This window comes from Rheinheimera texasensis, from assembly GCF_964031785.1.
GTDB classification, from domain to species: Bacteria; Pseudomonadota; Gammaproteobacteria; order Enterobacterales; family Alteromonadaceae; genus Pararheinheimera; species Pararheinheimera texasensis_A.
This window is the reverse complement of sequence record NZ_CAXIRE010000017.1, coordinates 70268-87413: the sequence shown is the minus strand read 5'-3', so window position 1 is coordinate 87413 and position 17146 is coordinate 70268. Positions and strand designations below refer to the sequence as shown.

General features: G+C 55.1%; 14 protein-coding genes. 1 reads left to right on the top strand and 13 read right to left on the bottom strand.

Annotation, left to right across the window (positions count from 1 at the left end):
- Positions 1-67: 67 nt before the first annotated feature.
- Entirely contained in the window at positions 68-1792 is a 1725-nt protein-coding gene (gene ggt, locus ABNT34_RS06885) for a gamma-glutamyltransferase (protein ID WP_348730023.1), read from the top strand.
- Between the two features lie 72 nt (positions 1793-1864).
- Here the strand turns inward: ggt and ABNT34_RS06880 are convergent, their stop codons facing one another.
- The 13 genes from ABNT34_RS06880 to ABNT34_RS06820 form a co-directional block, all read right to left on the bottom strand.
- The gene (locus ABNT34_RS06880) at positions 1865-2239 is read right to left on the bottom strand and encodes a DUF3718 domain-containing protein (RefSeq protein WP_031568195.1); all 375 of its coding nucleotides are present in this window, start codon (positions 2237-2239) and stop codon (positions 1865-1867) included.
- Positions 2240-2447: 208 nt separating this feature from the next.
- Positions 2448-3134 (bottom strand): EF-hand domain-containing protein, encoded by a 687-nt coding sequence (locus ABNT34_RS06875; RefSeq protein WP_348730021.1) that lies wholly within the window; start codon positions 3132-3134, stop codon positions 2448-2450.
- A gap of 209 nt (positions 3135-3343) precedes the next feature.
- On the bottom strand, positions 3344-4744 hold the full coding sequence (locus ABNT34_RS06870) for an ATP-binding protein (protein ID WP_348730019.1): 1401 nt from the start codon (positions 4742-4744) through the stop codon (positions 3344-3346).
- 25 nt (positions 4745-4769) lie between these two features.
- A complete protein-coding gene (locus ABNT34_RS06865) occupies positions 4770-5456 on the bottom strand; it encodes a response regulator (protein ID WP_106388979.1) in 687 nt (228 codons plus the stop codon).
- 120 nt (positions 5457-5576) lie between these two features.
- The gene (locus ABNT34_RS06860; protein WP_348730017.1) at positions 5577-8552 is read right to left on the bottom strand and encodes an EAL domain-containing protein; all 2976 of its coding nucleotides are present in this window, start codon (positions 8550-8552) and stop codon (positions 5577-5579) included.
- Between the two features lie 110 nt (positions 8553-8662).
- Positions 8663-9163, bottom strand: coding sequence for a peroxiredoxin (locus ABNT34_RS06855; RefSeq protein WP_348730015.1), 501 nt, complete (start codon positions 9161-9163; stop codon positions 8663-8665).
- 18 nt (positions 9164-9181) lie between these two features.
- A complete protein-coding gene (locus ABNT34_RS06850) occupies positions 9182-9946 on the bottom strand; it encodes a class I SAM-dependent methyltransferase (protein ID WP_348730013.1) in 765 nt (254 codons plus the stop codon).
- Positions 9946-10653, bottom strand: coding sequence for a DNA-3-methyladenine glycosylase I (locus ABNT34_RS06845; RefSeq protein ID WP_348730011.1), 708 nt, complete (start codon positions 10651-10653; stop codon positions 9946-9948). Before ABNT34_RS06845 ends, ABNT34_RS06850 begins: the two co-directional genes overlap by 1 nt.
- Positions 10654-10688: 35 nt before the next feature.
- Positions 10689-11090, bottom strand: coding sequence for a hypothetical protein (locus ABNT34_RS06840; RefSeq protein ID WP_348730010.1), 402 nt, complete (start codon positions 11088-11090; stop codon positions 10689-10691).
- Positions 11091-11206: 116 nt separating this feature from the next.
- A complete protein-coding gene (prlC, locus tag ABNT34_RS06835) occupies positions 11207-13243 on the bottom strand; it encodes an oligopeptidase A (protein WP_348730008.1) in 2037 nt (678 codons plus the stop codon).
- A 118-nt stretch (positions 13244-13361) separates the two neighbouring features.
- The gene (locus ABNT34_RS06830; protein WP_348730006.1) at positions 13362-15956 is read right to left on the bottom strand and encodes an EAL domain-containing protein; all 2595 of its coding nucleotides are present in this window, start codon (positions 15954-15956) and stop codon (positions 13362-13364) included.
- Between the two features lie 22 nt (positions 15957-15978).
- Positions 15979-16413 carry a GNAT family N-acetyltransferase gene (locus ABNT34_RS06825; RefSeq protein WP_348730004.1) on the bottom strand — a complete coding sequence of 145 codons (435 nt, stop codon included), beginning with the start codon at positions 16411-16413 and terminating at the stop codon, positions 15979-15981.
- Positions 16414-16425: 12 nt separating this feature from the next.
- Entirely contained in the window at positions 16426-17046 is a 621-nt protein-coding gene (locus ABNT34_RS06820; RefSeq protein WP_348730002.1) for a hypothetical protein, read from the bottom strand.
- Positions 17047-17146: the final 100 nt, after the last annotated feature.

Sequence of the window (17146 nt, the reverse complement as noted above, 5' to 3'; positions counted from 1 at the left end):
AGCCCGGCTTCGCAGTAGTTTCAGATTCACTAAACTAACTTCAGCCCTGCTCACGGAGTACAAGTCGATGCGTTTAACCCCTTTATCTGTGTTGATCCCGTTGCTGTTGTTACCGGCGGCCTCCAGTCAGGCTTATGACCGGGTCACAGGCCAGGAATTTGCCAGCCGCTCCGAAGTCATCGCCACGCAAGCCATGGCGGCGACCAGTCAGCCATTGGCGACGCAAATTGCGCTGGATGTGATGAAACAAGGCGGTAATGCCATCGACGCCGCCATTGCCGCCAATGCGGCTTTGGGCCTGATGGAACCCACCGGCTGCGGCATCGGCGGCGATTTGTACGCCATCGTCTGGTCAGCGAAAGATAAAAAACTCTATGGCCTGAACGCGTCCGGCCGCTCGCCGAAAGGCCTGACGCTGGAACAGCTGCAGGCTGAAGTGAAAAAACTCGGTCGCACTGACATCCCGCCGCTGGGGATGTTACCAATCAGCGTGCCGGGCGCAGTCGATGGCTGGTTCAGCCTGCATGACAAATTCGGCAAACTGCCGATGAAAAAAGTGCTGGCGCCGGCCATCAGCTATGCCGAAAACGGCTTTCCGGTGACTGAGCTTATTTCCTACTACTGGAACGCCTCAGTGCCGAAATTATCCAGCCAACCCGGCGATTTTAAAGGCACTTTCACCATCAATGGCAAAGGCCCACAAACCGGCGACATTTTCAAAAACCCGGCACTCGCCAACACTTATAAACAGCTGGCCAGCGGCGGCCGCGACGCCTTTTATCAAGGCGACATCGCGAAAAAAATCGATGCTTTTATGCAAAAAGAAGGCGGTTATCTGCGTTATGAAGATTTCGCCAGCCACAGCTCGACCTGGGTTGAACCGGTCTCGGTGAACTATCGCGGTTATGATGTGTGGGAACTGCCGCCGAATGGTCAGGGCATTGCTGCGCTGCAAATGCTGCAAATTCTGAAAAACTTCGACCTGAAAAGCATGGGTTTTAACAGTCCGGAAAGCCTGCATACCTTAATCGAAGCGAAAAAACTGGCGTTTGAAGACAGAGCCAAATTCTACGCCGATATGGATTTTGCCAAAGTGCCGGTGAAAGAACTGATCTCCGAAGCTTATGGCAAGGAGCGCGCCAAACTGATTGGGCCCAAAGCGGCGCAACGCGTGGATGCCGGCAACCCGCATCTGTACACCGGCGATACCATTTACCTGACCACAGCCGACAAAGACGGCAATATGGTGTCGTTAATTCAGAGTAATTATCGTGGCATGGGTTCGGGTGTCGTGGTGCCGGGTTTAGGCTTTGGTTTCCAGGATCGCGGTCAGATGTTCTCGCTTGATCCGAAACATCAAAACGCTTATGCACCCGGTAAACGGCCATTCCAGACCATTATTCCGGCATTTATCACTAAAGATAACCAGCCGTACATGAGCTTTGGTGTGATGGGCGGTGCCATGCAGCCACAAGGCCATGTGCAGATCGTCGTCAATATGCTTGATTACGGCATGAATCTGCAGGAAGCCGGTGATGCCGCGCGCTGGCAGCATCTGGGGAACACTGAACCAACCGACAACGCTGATATGTATCTGCAAAACGGCGGTTACACCGAAGTAGAACGGGGTATTCCATGGCAAACCGTGCAGCAGCTGATGCAAAAAGGCCATGACATCCGCTACGGTTTTGGCGGTTACGGTGGTTATCAGGCGATCAAAAAAGACCCGGTGCGCGGCGTGTATTTTGGAGCCTCTGAATCACGCAAAGATGGGCAAGCCGCCGGTTATTAAGCTGGCTGACCTGGCAGACAAAACAACGCCGGCATCAGCCGGCGTTTTTATTGTAAATAGTGAATCTGTGGCTTAGTCAGCACCAATCCGCGCTTTGATATCGTTAATCAGTGGAGACTGTCCCATGCCATTGGCATTGGCCCAGTTTTCCAGATCTTCTGCCTGTAATGACTTGGCTGGCATCTGTTTGACGAAGAATGAACCCACTTCGTAAGCATCGCTGCGCATGGCAAATTTGATCAGCGACTCTTTGTTACATTGCACGGCATCATAGATTTTCCGTAAATTCAGTTTGTTATCTGACAACAGTTTACGGATACGGTTTTTATCGTCAGCTTTAGTGTATTCACACAACGACACACCCCATTGTTCCTGCGCCTGGGTCAGTGGTGCGGTAAAAGCAGCGACAGATAAAACGACTGCGGCGGTCAAAAATTTCTTCTGCATAACAACCTCTTGTCAAAATCCATTCAGGGATCAAACCGAAGCATTTCAGCAATGCTTTGTGCAAAGTATTGGCCCTTTCAGGCGATTGGCAAGTCAGAACGCGGCAATTTCAGCCATTTCAGGTGTGACTGCAGAAAAAAACTCCACAATTCAGAAATTTACAGCAACAATCAAACATCGTATTTACATAGATTGTTGCTGCCTGTGCTCAGACGCTGAAGGATAAGCTTTGGTTATCCGCCGACTGACTGGCTGTTGCACCATAAGTTTTCATCAGCTGCATCAGGGTTTGTTGTAAGCGCAGCTGACTGCTGTCTTCAGTACTTGCCGTGGTGGTGCTATCCGTCGATGTTTGGCTTTGCTGTTGCAGCGCCTGCGCTTCCTGCATCGTCACTTTGCCATCTTTGTTGGCATCCGCGCTGTCAAACTGGTCAATGATCGCTTTCAGTCCGGCAGCGGCTTTACTGTCGGTGCTGCTGAGCTCTTCCACCATCGCGGTCAACTCATCAACAGTTTTACCTTCATCTTCACCCGGTGGCGGCCCCATCGGTGGCATGCCCTGTGGCATCCCTTGTGACGCGCTGCCCGGCATGCCAAATTTGCCCTGTGCGTTATACAACTGCTCGGAGACTGAAGTACTGAACTCATCGCTGGTTAACTTGCCATCCTGATCGGCATCGAGCTGACTAAACCATTCGGCACTTTGACCATCGTCAGCCGACTGCTGTAACTGGCTTAACGCCGCACTGAAATCGGCCTGTTCCAGATAGCCTTTTTGCTGTGTATCGAGTTTTTGAAACACGGCTCCGGCGTCGGCTTTGATTTGTTCCTGACTCAGCTTTGGCGGCTGTTGCTGCGGCCGGTTGGCCCACAGGCTCTGACTTTGTATTTGCATCTTATTGCTCCTTCGTCACGACGGACCCAGTGTCCGCCGTCAGGTCCTGCAATAGTGCAGCCGGAAGGCGTTGAGATCTGTCAGGCGAAGGTAAAGTTAAAGCAGCAACTATGACTGGCAGCGGCCGAAATCCAGCCAAAATCAGGCGTTTAGCCGCAAAATAGCCATGCTGTGATGCACTGCCGGCGACAGTGCATGCCGGCGTAGCATTAGGACGGCAAATCGTTGCCGCAGTGACAAGGTAAGCGGATCTCCACCAATAATCCGGCCGCTGCAGAGCCGTCCGGCAGCCACAAATTTTCTGCCCGGATCTGGCCGCCGCAGGTATGAACCGCACGTAAGGCAATACTCAAACCAAGCCCGACGCCGTCATTGCTTTTATCCGCGCGGAAAAACGGGTTAAACAACAGTGGTAATAATTCAGGCGCGACACCGGGGCCGTTATCGCTGATCTGCACCACTAATTCAGCGCCAAGGCACTGGCTGTCAACCCGGATAAATGCACCACTACCGGCGTATTTAATCGCATTACGTACCACGTTTTCCAGTGCGCGGTACAACAGTTCGGCGTCGGCCTGCACCACGGCACGTGGATTCTGCACCAGCACCAGCAGTTGCTGCCGGTTCTCTGCCTCGAGCGTGGCATCGGCGCAAATCGAATCCAGCAATTCATGCACCGGCACTGCTTCGAGCCGCGGCTGGACTTCACCGCTTTCTAACCGCGAAAACGTCAGGATCTCACCAACCAGCTGGTCGAGCCGTGCCGCTTCCGCTTCGACTTTATCCAGCGCTGCGTCCAAATCTGCCGGTTGTTGCCGCACCAGACCGGTCAGCAACTGCAGGCGCGCCAGCGGTGAGCGCAGTTCATGCGACACATCATGCAGCAGCCGGCGCTGCGAGACGATGGCCTGATACACCTGCTGCGCCATCTGATTAAAACTGCGCGCCAGCGCACCAAATTCATCACGCCGGCCGGTCATTTCACTGCTGAGCTGGGTCTGCCATTGCCGCTGCGGCAATTCACTGAGCGCCGTTTTGAGCTGCCGCACCGGTGCAGCAAAATACCAGGCGAGGCCAAGACTTGCCGCGATACTGGTGACAATCACTGCCATCAGCAGGAATAACGGATGAAACCAGAACGGCGGCAGCGGCGGCGGGCCGCCCCGTTCGCGCGGACCGGCGTCACGCGGATTCAGGCGTTCCTTTATCGCAAAAGCGCGTTGCTGCCAGAAATTGTCTTTGTTCACCAGCACCAGCTGCAACGGCTGACCGGCGGCTTGCACCACCAGATGTTTGGTCCTTGGATTTTGCCCGATATCGGCCGGCACTTCGCGGCCAAGCAAATCAGCGCCGGTCGCATCCAGCACCAGCAGTTGCTCCCGCGCCATCGGGTCGTCTTGCCAGTTTTGCACTAAAGTGCGCAATAACGGCACACCACCGGCATCAATCAGCTGCTGGGCATTTTGCAGAAAAAACCGGCCTTGCGGACTCAGTAGTGCCCGGTTTTGCTCCGGCGACTGACTCAGCTGGTTCAGTGTAAACACAGCACCAAAAGCCAGGATGAGCGCCAGCCAGAACGCCAGCAGGAATTTCCAGAACAACTGCCCCATCGGAGTTACACCTTATAAACCGTACTTATGCACTGTATTTGAGCCACTGGTAACCTTTGCCGCGCACGGCTTCGATCCAGGGTTGTTGATCTGGCCGCGGCCCAAGTTTGGCGCGGATGTTGGAAATATGCACGTCGATACTGCGGTCATACTGCGACAGCGTTTTGCCAAGGCCCTGTGCTGACAAATCCGCTTTGCTGACAATGCGGCCAGCCTGGCTGACCAACAGCCACAGCAGGCTGAATTCGGCACCGGTCAGTTCCAGCGCCCGGCCGTAAACCGATGCACTGCGATTGGCCGGCGTCAGCAATAACGGGCCTTCGTGCAGTTGTAAATCCGGCTGCTGTTGCAACTGGACACGGCGTAAAATAGCGCGGATGCGGGCGACCAGCTCGCGTGGCAAACAAGGTTTGGGCACATAATCGTCGGCGCCGAGTTCAAGACCAACCACCCGGTCGATATCATCACCACGCGCCGTCAGCATCAGTACCGGTTTGTCGCTGACCTGACGTAAACGTTTCAGTAGCGAGATACCATCTAACTGCGGCATCATCACATCCAGCACCAGTAAGTCGTATTGCTGAGCCAGTGCCATTTGCAGGCCGGTCAGGCCATCATTCGCCACTGCGACGCGAAAACCTTCCCGTTGCAGGTAGGTCGCCAGCATCGTCGTCAGTTCTTTGTCGTCATCGATTAACAATAATTGCGCCACATCGCCACCCAATTTTGCAGAAAACTGCCTGCTATGACTTATTTTAGCGAAAAGGGTGCCCGGCGCCGCAGCAGCTTTACATAACTATACCTTGGGCGTTAGAGCCATGACCGGCAGCATTCACTGCGGGTCGGGCTGGGTATGCGGCAACCCGAGGCTATGCACCCGGCGCAGCCAGTTTTCCAGATCTTCTGCCGGCAGCGGTTTACTCAATAAATAACCCTGCACATCATCGACATCAAGCTGACGCAGCTGATGCAGCTGACCGGCCAGCTCCACGCCTTCAGCGACGACGCGCAAACCCAGGCTGTGGCCGAGCACTACCACCGAATGCACGATGGCGCGGTCATCCGGATCGGTCAGCAAATCCCGCACAAAAGAGCGGTCGATTTTCAGTTTATCCAGCGGGAAGCTTTTTAAATAAGCCAGACTGGAATAGCCGGTGCCAAAATCATCCAGCGCCAGCGTCACACCAAGGCCACGGATCTGTTGCAGCAGCAACCGGCTTTGTTCGACCTGATCGGCCAATACAGATTCAGTCAGCTCCAGTTCGAGCAAGGCCGGCGGTACCCCATGTTGCGTCAGCGCCTGCTGCAGCTGACGCATAAAATCCGGATGACGCAGCTGGACTGTGGAAATGTTCACCGCGACGCGTAAATTCAGGCCTTGTTGCCGCCAGCGTGCCAGCTGTTTTAACGCCTGTTGTAACACCCACTCACCCAGTTCCACGATAAAACCAGAATGCTCAGCCAGCGGAATAAACCGCGCCGGACTGACAAAACCCAACTGCGGATGTTGCCAGCGCAGCAGGGCTTCCACGCTGATGATTTGCTCATCTGCCAATGATTGCACCGGCTGATAATGCAGGCTGAACTGACCGGCATACAAACCACTACGCATGCCGTGCTCCAGTTGCAGCCGGTCTTGCAGCGACTCGGACATCTGCGGGTTGTACAGGCTGTACCTGTTCCGGCCTGAGGCTTTGGCGGCATATAAGGCGATATCAGCCATCCGCTGCAGCTCGGCAAAACTGAGGCCATGTTGTGGAAACAAAGCGATACCAATACTGGGGCTGACCTGCAGCATCCGTTCGTCGACGGCAAAGGCCTCGGCCATCAATAAAATCAGCTGATGCGCCGTTTGCAGCACATCGTGTTCGGTACGGCTTGGTCTTATCAGAATAAATTCATCGCCACCGGGCCGGCCCAGCAGGTCCTGTGCTGTCGCCAGCATTTTCAGCCGGTCAGCCACTTGTTTCAGCAAGGCATCGCCGGTGTCGTGCCCCATCGAATCGTTGATATGCTGGAAGTGGTCCAAATCGATGTGATAAACCGCCAGCTGTTGCTGCTGTTGTAAAGCGCTGGCCAGCATTTCTCTGGCTTTGTCCTGCAAAGCCGCCCGGTTTGGCAGGCCCGTGAGCTGGTCGACAAAGGCCAGTTGCAGAATTTGTTGTTCGTACTGGCGATGCTGGGTCATGTCGTCGACAGTACCGATCATGCCGTCAAAGCGGCCATCTTTTAGCAGCGGCACCAGCCAGCCACTTAAAAACAATTGCCGGCCGCCCGGCGTCTGAATGGGTAGAGCTTCAAACCGCACCGGCGTCAGACCATGCATGGCCCGGTAATAAAAGGGCCGGAAATGCTGCAGCGTTTGTTCCGGAAAATCCGTCAGGATATTTTTTTCCAGCAGCTCTGCTTCGGTCATCGACATCAGCCGGCTTAACCCCAGATTGACGTAAATCAGCTGATGCCGTACATCACCGACCCAAACGCCGGTGACGACTTTACTCAGCACAGTTGCATAAAAATCCTTCAGCTGACTGACCGCCAAATCGGCCTGTTTCAGTGCGCTGATATCGGCATTGCTGCCAACCATCCGGCTGGCCCGGCCCTGCGCGTCCCGCTCAATCACCCGGCCCTGACTCAATACCCAGACCCAATGCCCCAGTTTATGTTTTAAGCGGAATTCGACCTGATACAGCGGGTCTTCGCCTTTTAGATGCCGCACCAGTGCAGTGCGGGCGGCCAGAGCGTCGTCGGGATGGAGCAAATCAGTCCAGCTGGCGAAGTTTCTGCCCAGCTCAGCGCTCTGATAGCCCAGCATCATTTCAGCCTGACCAAAAAACTGCACAGAATCCTGCTGCAAATCCAGCTGCCAGATGCCAAGGCCAGAACCCTGTAATGCGCTGTTGATATGGTCGCGGGTGCGGGCGCCGGATTGCTGTAAAAACGCCAGTAAATAACTGAACAGGCTCATCACCAGGATATAACTACTAATGCTGAACAAAGCCTGCATTGGCTCCGGATCAGCAAAAATCCCACGGCCCTGAATAGTGCCAATCACGGCGAGGCTGGTGATCACCGCAACATTGACCGACGCCGCCCACAGCCCCTGGCGCAGCACTGTCCATAACAACATCAGCAGCGGCACAAACAACAAAGTCGGGGACCAGTCGGCCACATCCGGCAACCAGAACACCAACAAGGCAATGAGCACAGAACAGCCGAGCACGGTCCAGAAGCGCCAGCCAGCGACCAAATGCCACTGGCTACGCTGGAAACACAGCAGCGGAATACCAAACACCAGCACGCCAAAACTGTCACCAAACCACCAGGCCAGCATGGTGGAAAACCACAGCGCATCGCTGACGTAACCACTGATCCACAGCTGACTGGCGCCATTGACCGAGGTGATGAGTGTGCCAACCCCAACCGATAACAGCAAAAACCAAATCAGGTCGCGGGCGTTATCCAGCTGATAACGCAGTTTTTTCGCAGCAAAACACCGCACTGCAAGTGCGGGCCCCAAGGCATTACCAAGACCCAGCGCAATACTGCTGGCCAGCGGCAAGCCCTGGAACAACGTAAGAATAATGACGCTCGCGGCAATCGCGATGCTGTAGGTGTAACCCAGCCGCCAGATCACCGCGATGGTAAAACCGGTGGCCGGCCAAATCAGGCTGATATGTTCATTAAAAAACGGCACCTGCAAGCCGAGCCAGCTCAGCGCCAGATGAAAGAGGCAGACCAAAGTCATGGTCAGCAACCGGTGTTGGTTAAACCAGGATAATGCGGGCATGGCGGGTAACAACGGCACTGAATATTTCCCCGACTGGAGCTGTAAAAACTTCGAGTATAGCTACAGTGGGCGCCGGCGTAAAAGGGAACGGGATCACAGGCTTAATCGCGGCAGATCCCGTTTTAAAGCTAATTTGTGCGTTGGCGGATTTGCTCTAACAGCACTTCAGCACTGCTGACGTCAAACGTTTTCGGCGCATCCAGATTCAGTAACTGCACCACGCCATCGACGACCAGCATGCTGTAACGCAATGAACGGATGCCGCCAAAATCACCGCTGTCGGTGGCCATGCCAATAGCGCTGGCGAATTTACCAGCTCCGTCAGCGATAAACTGCACATCCCCGGCCTGTTGTTGTTTGCCCCAGGCGTCCAGCACATATGCATCATTGACGGCAGTGCAGAAGATCCGGTCGACCCCGGCCTGAAAAAATTGCTCAGTCAACGCGATAAAACCAGGCAAATGCGCCGCACTGCAGGTTGGGGTGAATGCGCCAGGCAGGGCAAACAAAGCGACGGTTTCACCGGCAAACAGCTGCGCTGTGGTTAAAGTCACCAGACCATTGTCGGTCAGGCGCTGAAAGTTGGCGGCCGGTAAGGCCTGACCAACAGTTATACGATTGTCACTCATTTAAGCTCCGGGCCGACATCAAAAGCCGGCGTTGACATACACATCAAATCTGTTGTTTTTGCCTTCAATACTCATGGTTGGCTTTTGCGCGGCGAGAAAGCCGGCATAACCCGGCCTTTTGACCACCACCCGGTGCGTCGCCAGCGCCAGCGCCGGTGCCAATAACCCATCAGCGTCTTCGTCGGCGCCTACCACGTCATGAAAAGCCCGCATTTCTTTTTTCACCAGTGCCGATTTCTCCCGTGGCGGGAACATCGGGTCGAGAAACACCACATCGGCCGGTGGTAAGGTGCTCAGCGCCTGTAACGCACTCAAATGCACCAACTGCATCCGCGCTGGCAACCAGTCGGCGGTTTGCGCGTCCAGCGCCGCCCGGCGCAAGCCGTCTGCCAATAACGCCGCCACGGCAGGATTGCGTTCCACCAGCGTGACGTGCGCACCTAAACTCGCAAGCACAAAAGCGTCGCGGCCAAGGCCGGCTGTGGCATCAATCACCCGCAGCTGCGGCTTTTTACCAAGCCCGACCGCTTTGGCAATGCCCTCACCTTTACCACCGCCGAATTTGCGCCGGTAGGTCGAGGCGCCGCTGGCAAAATCGACCAGAATATCGCCTTGTTTTGGCAATTCGGCATTGCGTAGCACCAAAGCGCCATCCTGCAGTGTCAGAAACCAGCCCTGCGGCTCTTCAGACTCCACCAGCGCAAAAGGCGCCAGCAAGGTCGCGAGTTCTGCTTGCAGCGGGCCTTCCAGTCCGGCGCGAAATAATGTCGTCCGGGTCTGCATCAGTCCGCCTGCGCCCGGCTAAAACCGACGCGGTTGTCGCCGACACTCATCGACACAATCTGGCTGATTTGCTGTAAAGGCCGGCCGGATTGTTGCTGCCAGTCGTTAAACTGCGCCTGAATTTTCTTCAGACTGCTCTGGCTACTGAGGCCACCGTCAATCACCTGATAAGCGCGCAGATAAGCTTCCACATCCTGACTCAGTAAAAACGTATCTTTGCCCATAGCCCGCAGGCTATAAGCGCCGGTATTGCCACCAAGCCTGGCGCCGCGTTTTTTCAACAGCGCCCATAACTCGATGATGCGTTCATCCGGCCACTGCGCAATCAACCCGGCAAATGAGCCATGTTCCTGCTCCAGTTCATGGATCATCAGCGCATTGGCCTGAATACTGAGCACTTTGCCGGCGTTGCGGATAATGCGTGGATCTGCGGCTTTTTCGGCCAGCATCTCATCCGACAGCAACAGGATCTTTTCCGGCGCAAAGTCAAAAAACACTTCGCGAAAACCTGGCCATTTTTGCTCGACGACGCGCCAGACAAAACCACTCTGGAATACTTTTTTGCTAAAGGCACTGAGCCAGTCGGCATTGCTGTAACGCTGTAATTGTGCCGGACTGAGCGGCTGCCCTAATAAGGCTTCCAGCGCCGCTGTGCCGCCTTTACGCTCGGCAGCACGTTGATAAATACTGTTGAATTGTTCGACCATCAGACTGTTTTCCTGTCAGGTTTTGCACCGGTCCGTCAGAATGTCTCGCCAGTGCCGCTGGCGACACAAAAACCACCGACTAAGGCCACACCGGGTTCCGGTACTACAGCGCAGTCCGATACCAGACCCAGCCGTTGTTGTTCGGCCTGCATCAGCTGGTTATAACGCGACACTTTTTGCAGCAACTGGGTTTCATCCAGCCCTTGCGTGGAATAAATCAGATATGACTCAGGCCCGCCGCAAGGTTTATGACCAAAGCCAACTTTTTTGCACTGCGCCGGCTCGCTCGCCGCGGCTGTGCCGACCATGGCTTTAATCTCAGCAAATAATGCCGCAGATTCAGCGGCGTGGCTGGCCGATGCGGCTGGGACCGAGACCGGCGTTGCTTGTGGTGGCGTTTGTTGTGGTGGAATTTCTTGTGGAGGGAGTTGCGCCATCACAGGCTCCTTCGAAGTAGCAGGCGCCGCAGCGCCCGTGTTTGGTGCCGGGCTACAGCCAGCAAGCCACAGCCCGCTGCTCAGCCAGGCCGCGGCGCACAATGTCGGGCGCGACCTCACGCCGCAATCCCCATATGCCGTAATAACGCGGCATTGGACGGTTCACGGCCACGAAACGCTTTAAACAGTTCCATAGGTTCAGCGCTGCCGCCGCGTTCCAGAATGCAATGCAGGAAATCACGGCCGGTGGCGGCGTTAAAAATACCTTCTTCTTCAAAGCGGCTGAACGCATCGGCCGACAACACTTCGGCCCACAGATAGCTGTAATAACCGGCACCATAACCGCCGGCAAAAATATGGCTGAAGCTATGCTGGAAGCGGTTAAAACGTGGCGGCACTATCACCGACACCTGGCTACGCACATCGTCCAGCAGCTGCTGCACCCGACCACCTTGTGCCGGGTCGTATTCCGCATGTAAACGGAAATCAAACAGCGCAAATTCGAGCTGACGGACTAAAAACATCGCACTCTGGAAATTCTTCGCCGCCAGCATTTTATCTAACAGCGCCTGTGGCAGCGGTTCGCCGCTTTCATAATGACCGGAAATAATCGCCAGAGCTTCCGGCGACCAGCACCAGTTTTCCATAAACTGGCTCGGCAGCTCGACTGCATCCCAAGGCACACCGTTAATGCCGGCAACAGCACTGGCGTCAACCTGCGTCAGCATATGATGCAGACCATGGCCAAACTCATGGAACAAAGTCACCACTTCGTCGTGAGTAAACAGCGCCGGTTTGCCACCGACCGGTTTGTTGAAATTGCAGGTCAGGTACGCCACCGGATGCTGCAGGCTGCCGTCGGCGCGATGACGGCGGCCCTGACAGTCGTCCATCCAGGCCCCACCGCGTTTTTTCGCCCGCGCGTATAAATCGAGGTAAAAACTACCGCGCAGTGCGCCGTTTTCATCATGAATATCAAAGAACTGCACATCCGGATGCCAGACGTCGACGCCAGCGCGCTCTGTGACAGTAACGCCAAACAGTTTGTTCAGTACCGTAAACAAACCGGCCAGCACTTTTGGCTGCGGGAAATAGGGTCGCAGCAATTCGTCATTGATGGCATATTTCGCCATTTTCAGTTTTTCAGCGTAATAAGTGACATCCCATGCATTCAGCTGGCCGACGCCATACTCGGCTTTGGCAAAAGCCGTCAGCTCGGCTAAATCCTGCTGCGCCTGCGGTTTGGCGCGACGGGCCAAATCTTCTAGGAAATCCAGCACTTGCTGCGGGTTTTCCGCCATTTTAGTGGCGAGTGACTCTTCCGCCGCATTGTTAAAATCGAGTAATTGCGCCAGTTCATGCCGCAGCGCCAGCGTTTCTTCAATCAGCGGGCTATTATCAAACTGACCGGCGGTTGGGCCCTGATCCGAAGCGCGGGTGCAATAAGCACTGTACATTTCCTGGCGCAGCGCCGCGTTGTCGGCATAGGTCATCACCGCGATATAACTGGGGAATTCCAGCGTAAACACATAACCGTCAACCTCACGGGCCTGTGCGGCTTCTTGTGCCGCCAATAACGCGTCTTCCGGCAAACCGGTTAATTCAGCGGCGTCCGTCACCTGCTTAAACCAGGCCTGGGTGGCGTCCAGACAATGATTGGAGAAGGTTGACGCTAAATCTGAGCTGCGGCTCTGAATTTCGCCGTAACGTTGTTTTTTCGCTTCCGGCAAACCGATGCCGGACAATTTAAAATCGCGCAGCGCGTTCTGAATCACTTTTTGCTGTGCCGGCGTCAGTGTGGCGAATTCACTACTTTGTGCCAGTTCCTGATAAGCCTGATACAGGCCTTCATGCTGGCCAACCCAGGTGCTGTAATCGGATAACAGCGGCAGGCAACTTTCATAAGCGTCGCGTAGTTCTGCTGACGACAACACCGAATTTAAATGCGACACCGGCGACCAGAGCCGGCTTAAGTGGTCGGCACTTTCTTCAGTGGCACACAAGCTCTGCCAGCTGACCGGTCGGGTGGCGACAGCCTGCTCCACCGCAACGCGGCAGCGCTCTAAGGCTTGTTCCACTGCCGGTTTGACCGCATCGGGCGTGATCTGACTAAAAGGAGGTAAACCGGTAAATTCTAAAAGGATATTGCTCATAGCGAACCTGCAAAGTCGAAGCGCCCGCATACCGGGCCGGAGATAAATATATAATGGGGCAGCACGGCACGCATCTCAAGGGCTGGTGCGGATCCAGCAGCCCGGACTACGGTCTGCCTCAGGCTTGTTGTGGCTGGTTTGCCAGCGTAGCCTGTTTTCCCTGCTGTTTTGCCAGCCAGCGCGGAACTTCAGCCGCTGGCATCGGCCGGGCTATCAAATAACCCTGCACTGCGTCGATACCGTTTAAGGTCAGGAAATCCAGTTGGCGCTGCTGCTCGACACCTTCACAAATCACCGTCATCTCCAGCGCTTTGCCAAGTTTAATAGCGCCGGCCAGCAACTGTTCCCGGTGAGTGTCCAGCATGGTCAGCAGCGCCATATCGATTTTCAGCTCACTGACCGGTAAATTGCCGAGTTTGGTCAGCATCGACTGCCCGGCACCAAAATCGTCCATCACCAGAACGCTGCCAGCCTGTTTCAGCAACTGCAGCGACTTGTGCACCGCCGGCGAATCCGGTGCCAGCGCACTTTCAGCCAGCTCAAATTTCACCCGCTGCGCCGGCGGATATTTTTGTTCGTGCTGCAAAATGCTGTTGATCAGCGCCGGATTTTCTAAATCCTGTGCCGACAGGTTCATCGAGATGGGTAGCATGATGCGCTGTTCCAGCCACTGATTCTGCACTTTGCGCACTTCTTTATAGACCCAGGCGGTGATGGTACTCATCAGGCCGGCCTCTTCCGCCAGCGGAATAAACACTGCCGGCGACACCGGGCCAAACTGTGGATGTTGCCAGCGGATAAAGGCTTCGGCGCCATAAGGCTGCTGTGTACTGACGTGCAATAACGGCTGGAACAACAAACTGAATTGGCCAGCGTTACAGGCATGCGCCAAACCGGCGACCAACGCCAGCCGCTGCCGGCTGTCGGCGCCAAGCTGATGCTGATAACCAAGGTGACCGGCGGTCTTTTGCACAAAAGTGATTGCCAGCGCCGCATGCGCAATCAGCTCTTCGGCATCCTGACCAAATTCGCTGCTGACAGTCACCGAGGCATAATGTGGTTTGAAGTCGGGCGTAAAACCGTCCACAGTAAATTTCTGATGCAGCAGTTTGCGGATGCCGGTCAGTACCGGCACAAAATCTGTTTGCTGGACTAACAGCGCAAAACGGTCAGTCGCCAGCGAAAACAACGTCTGATGCCGCTCTGCCCCCAGACTCACCACCGCAGTGCCGTGGCGCTGAAATAACACCAGTAACGAGTCGACGTACGCATTAACAATAGCCGTCGCCTGACGCCGGCCTAACACCGCTTCAATCCGGCTATATTGCTTAAATTCGAGCAATAACAACCGATAACGCGACCTGTGCTGCTGTAGCTCGTAATTTAGCAGTTCCACCAGCGCCAGCCGCGACCCCAGGCCATAAAAAGGCGCGATTTTCGAGCGGTTCAGCTCCAGCTGCTGTAGTTTACTCAGCTGCTCATTACGCTCCAGCAAGGCTTGTTGCACCTGTGCCTGCCAGGCTTTTTCCAGATAAATGCCGAGTACCAGACTGCTGGTCATCAGCACAGCAGCAAGCGTAGTCCCCAGCTCCAGCGCCGAGCGGGTCAATGCTGATTCAGCAATAAAACCCAAAGCCCGCAGCGCCGCCAGCACCACACTCAGCATCAGCACCGACATCGGCAGCAAAAACAACACCGCTTTGCGCCGCTGGGTTTTCAGCATCCACAGTCCAGTGACTAAAGTGACCAGCACACACAGCTGCATCAGATAAACCGCCAGCTGTTTCAGCTGACTCTGCCAGGCATATGACTGTAACAAAGCGCTGACCTGCGTGGCCGCGAATAACAACACGGCAACGGCCATCAGCAAGCCAAACAAACGCGCTAACCAGCCGGTATTCAGCTGAAAATAACTGCGGACAAAACCACTGCAGCAGAATATGGCAAGCGGCAAACACAATTCAGTCAACCGGTTCCAGCCCGGTGTTTCTGGCCATAACCACTGAAAAGGCAAACCATTGAGCTCAGCCTGCACTGCGGTGATACACAGCAGCAAACCACTGAACAAATGCAGACTGTGCTGACGGGTCACTGTTGCCAGCAATACCGCGAGCAAGGCGGCAAACAATAAAATTCCGAGGAAAAAACTATGCAGCATTTGCTGGCGCGATGCTTGTTGCAGCGCTGCATCCTTCGCGACATAACGCAGTGGCAATACACTTTGGCCGACGTTGTTCAGCCGCACCAGCAACTCGGCTTTATTCTGCTGCCAGCTGGCCTGCACCGGGAACATCAAACTGCTGGCCGGGATCAGCCGGTTGGCAAAAGGCCGTTGGTCGCCGCTTTGCATCTGCAGTGACACCTGCTCGTCCGGTGTCAGCAGATAAAAATCGACTTCATCGAGAAAAGGCGCATCGAGTGATAATACATAGTCATCGCGCGGCTCCAGCACCAACCGGAACCAAAGCGTACCGAGGCCATAACCCAAGGGCCGGCTTGGTTCTGCTAATAATTGCCAGCGCTCTGGCGGGATTTGACGGGCTTGCTGCGGGCTTTGCACTGCGCCATCCTGCAACAACCAGACCTGTACCGGCTGTGGCGCCAGATCATCACGGCTGCTGCCAAACATCAGATACAGACACAAGGTCACGACGGCCAACAATACCAGACCACTCAGCCACAAAACTTTGGGCAGGACGACCGGTGATTTCAAAATGCCGACTCCGGCGCCGCGGTTAATTCAGTGGTTTTTCCATGCTGAAGGTTTGTGAGCTGTAGCGATACTTGCCATAAGAGGGACATTTTTTAAAACCTTTATGCAGATAAAAGTTCAGCGCTTTACTGTTAATGATACGCGCGGTAGCCAGCACTGTGCTGAACCCCTGACTGCGCGCCTTTTGTTCCAGATAGTGTAACACGGCCGAACCGACGCCTGGCGCACTGGAATACATCCGTTTGATTTCGGCCCGGCTGGCATCTTCGCGCCGTAACAGACCACAACCAACGGCATGACCGTCGTGCCAGGCCACAACGGCCAGCAGTAACCCGGCGTCCTGAAAACTGAGCTTTTCCGGTTCTTCGTCCTGCGAATGGCCTAAGGCATCGGCCAGCCTGGCAAATAATGCCAGCAATGCCGGATCTGTCAGTTCAACTTCGGTCATACGATACATACAAAGCTCCGCTTATTGCGCCTGAGTCGTTGTGACCGGCGCCATGATTTGGGTTAACTGCGCAGTTAGCGGACCAACCAGCGCCTGATGCTTCTGATGAATGTAGTGATACATCGGCAATAGTTCCAGTGCGGGCAACACCGCCTGCAGCTGCAATTTTGGCAACTGCTTCAGGACATATTCGGCTTCGGCTTTGGGTAAAACCGCCACATCGACCCGGCCTTTGGCGACATATTGCAGTGCCTGCTCCAGGCTCAGCGCAGCCGTCAGGGCTTTGACCTGGTGTTGTTTTAACCGCGCCTCCACCGATAACATGCCCGCCATGTAGCTGACGCGCAACGATTGCAAATCAGCCCATTGCGTTGGTTTCAGCTGGGGATCACGAACAAATGCTGTTAGTTCCAGCTGATACACCTGTACCGGAATGCGGATTAATTGCGGGACTACCTGCTGTAAGCTTGCGGCTGCTGCCAGATTGCCATCAACCAACACCCCGCGGGCGGCTTCGAGGCGTAATCGTTCCAGCGGCATCGTCTCCAGCTGCATCTGCAAACCGATGTTCTGATAGGCCTGTTGCAGCCTTAACACCAACGGATGTTGTGGCGACACCTGCGTCAAAGTACCGATATGCATAACCTGTTCTGCGGCGGTCACCAGGCCAGAGAGCAGGCTGAGACAGGTCAGCCACGCACCCAATCTGAGGCAATGCAGCCATTTATTCCGTTTCACCCTG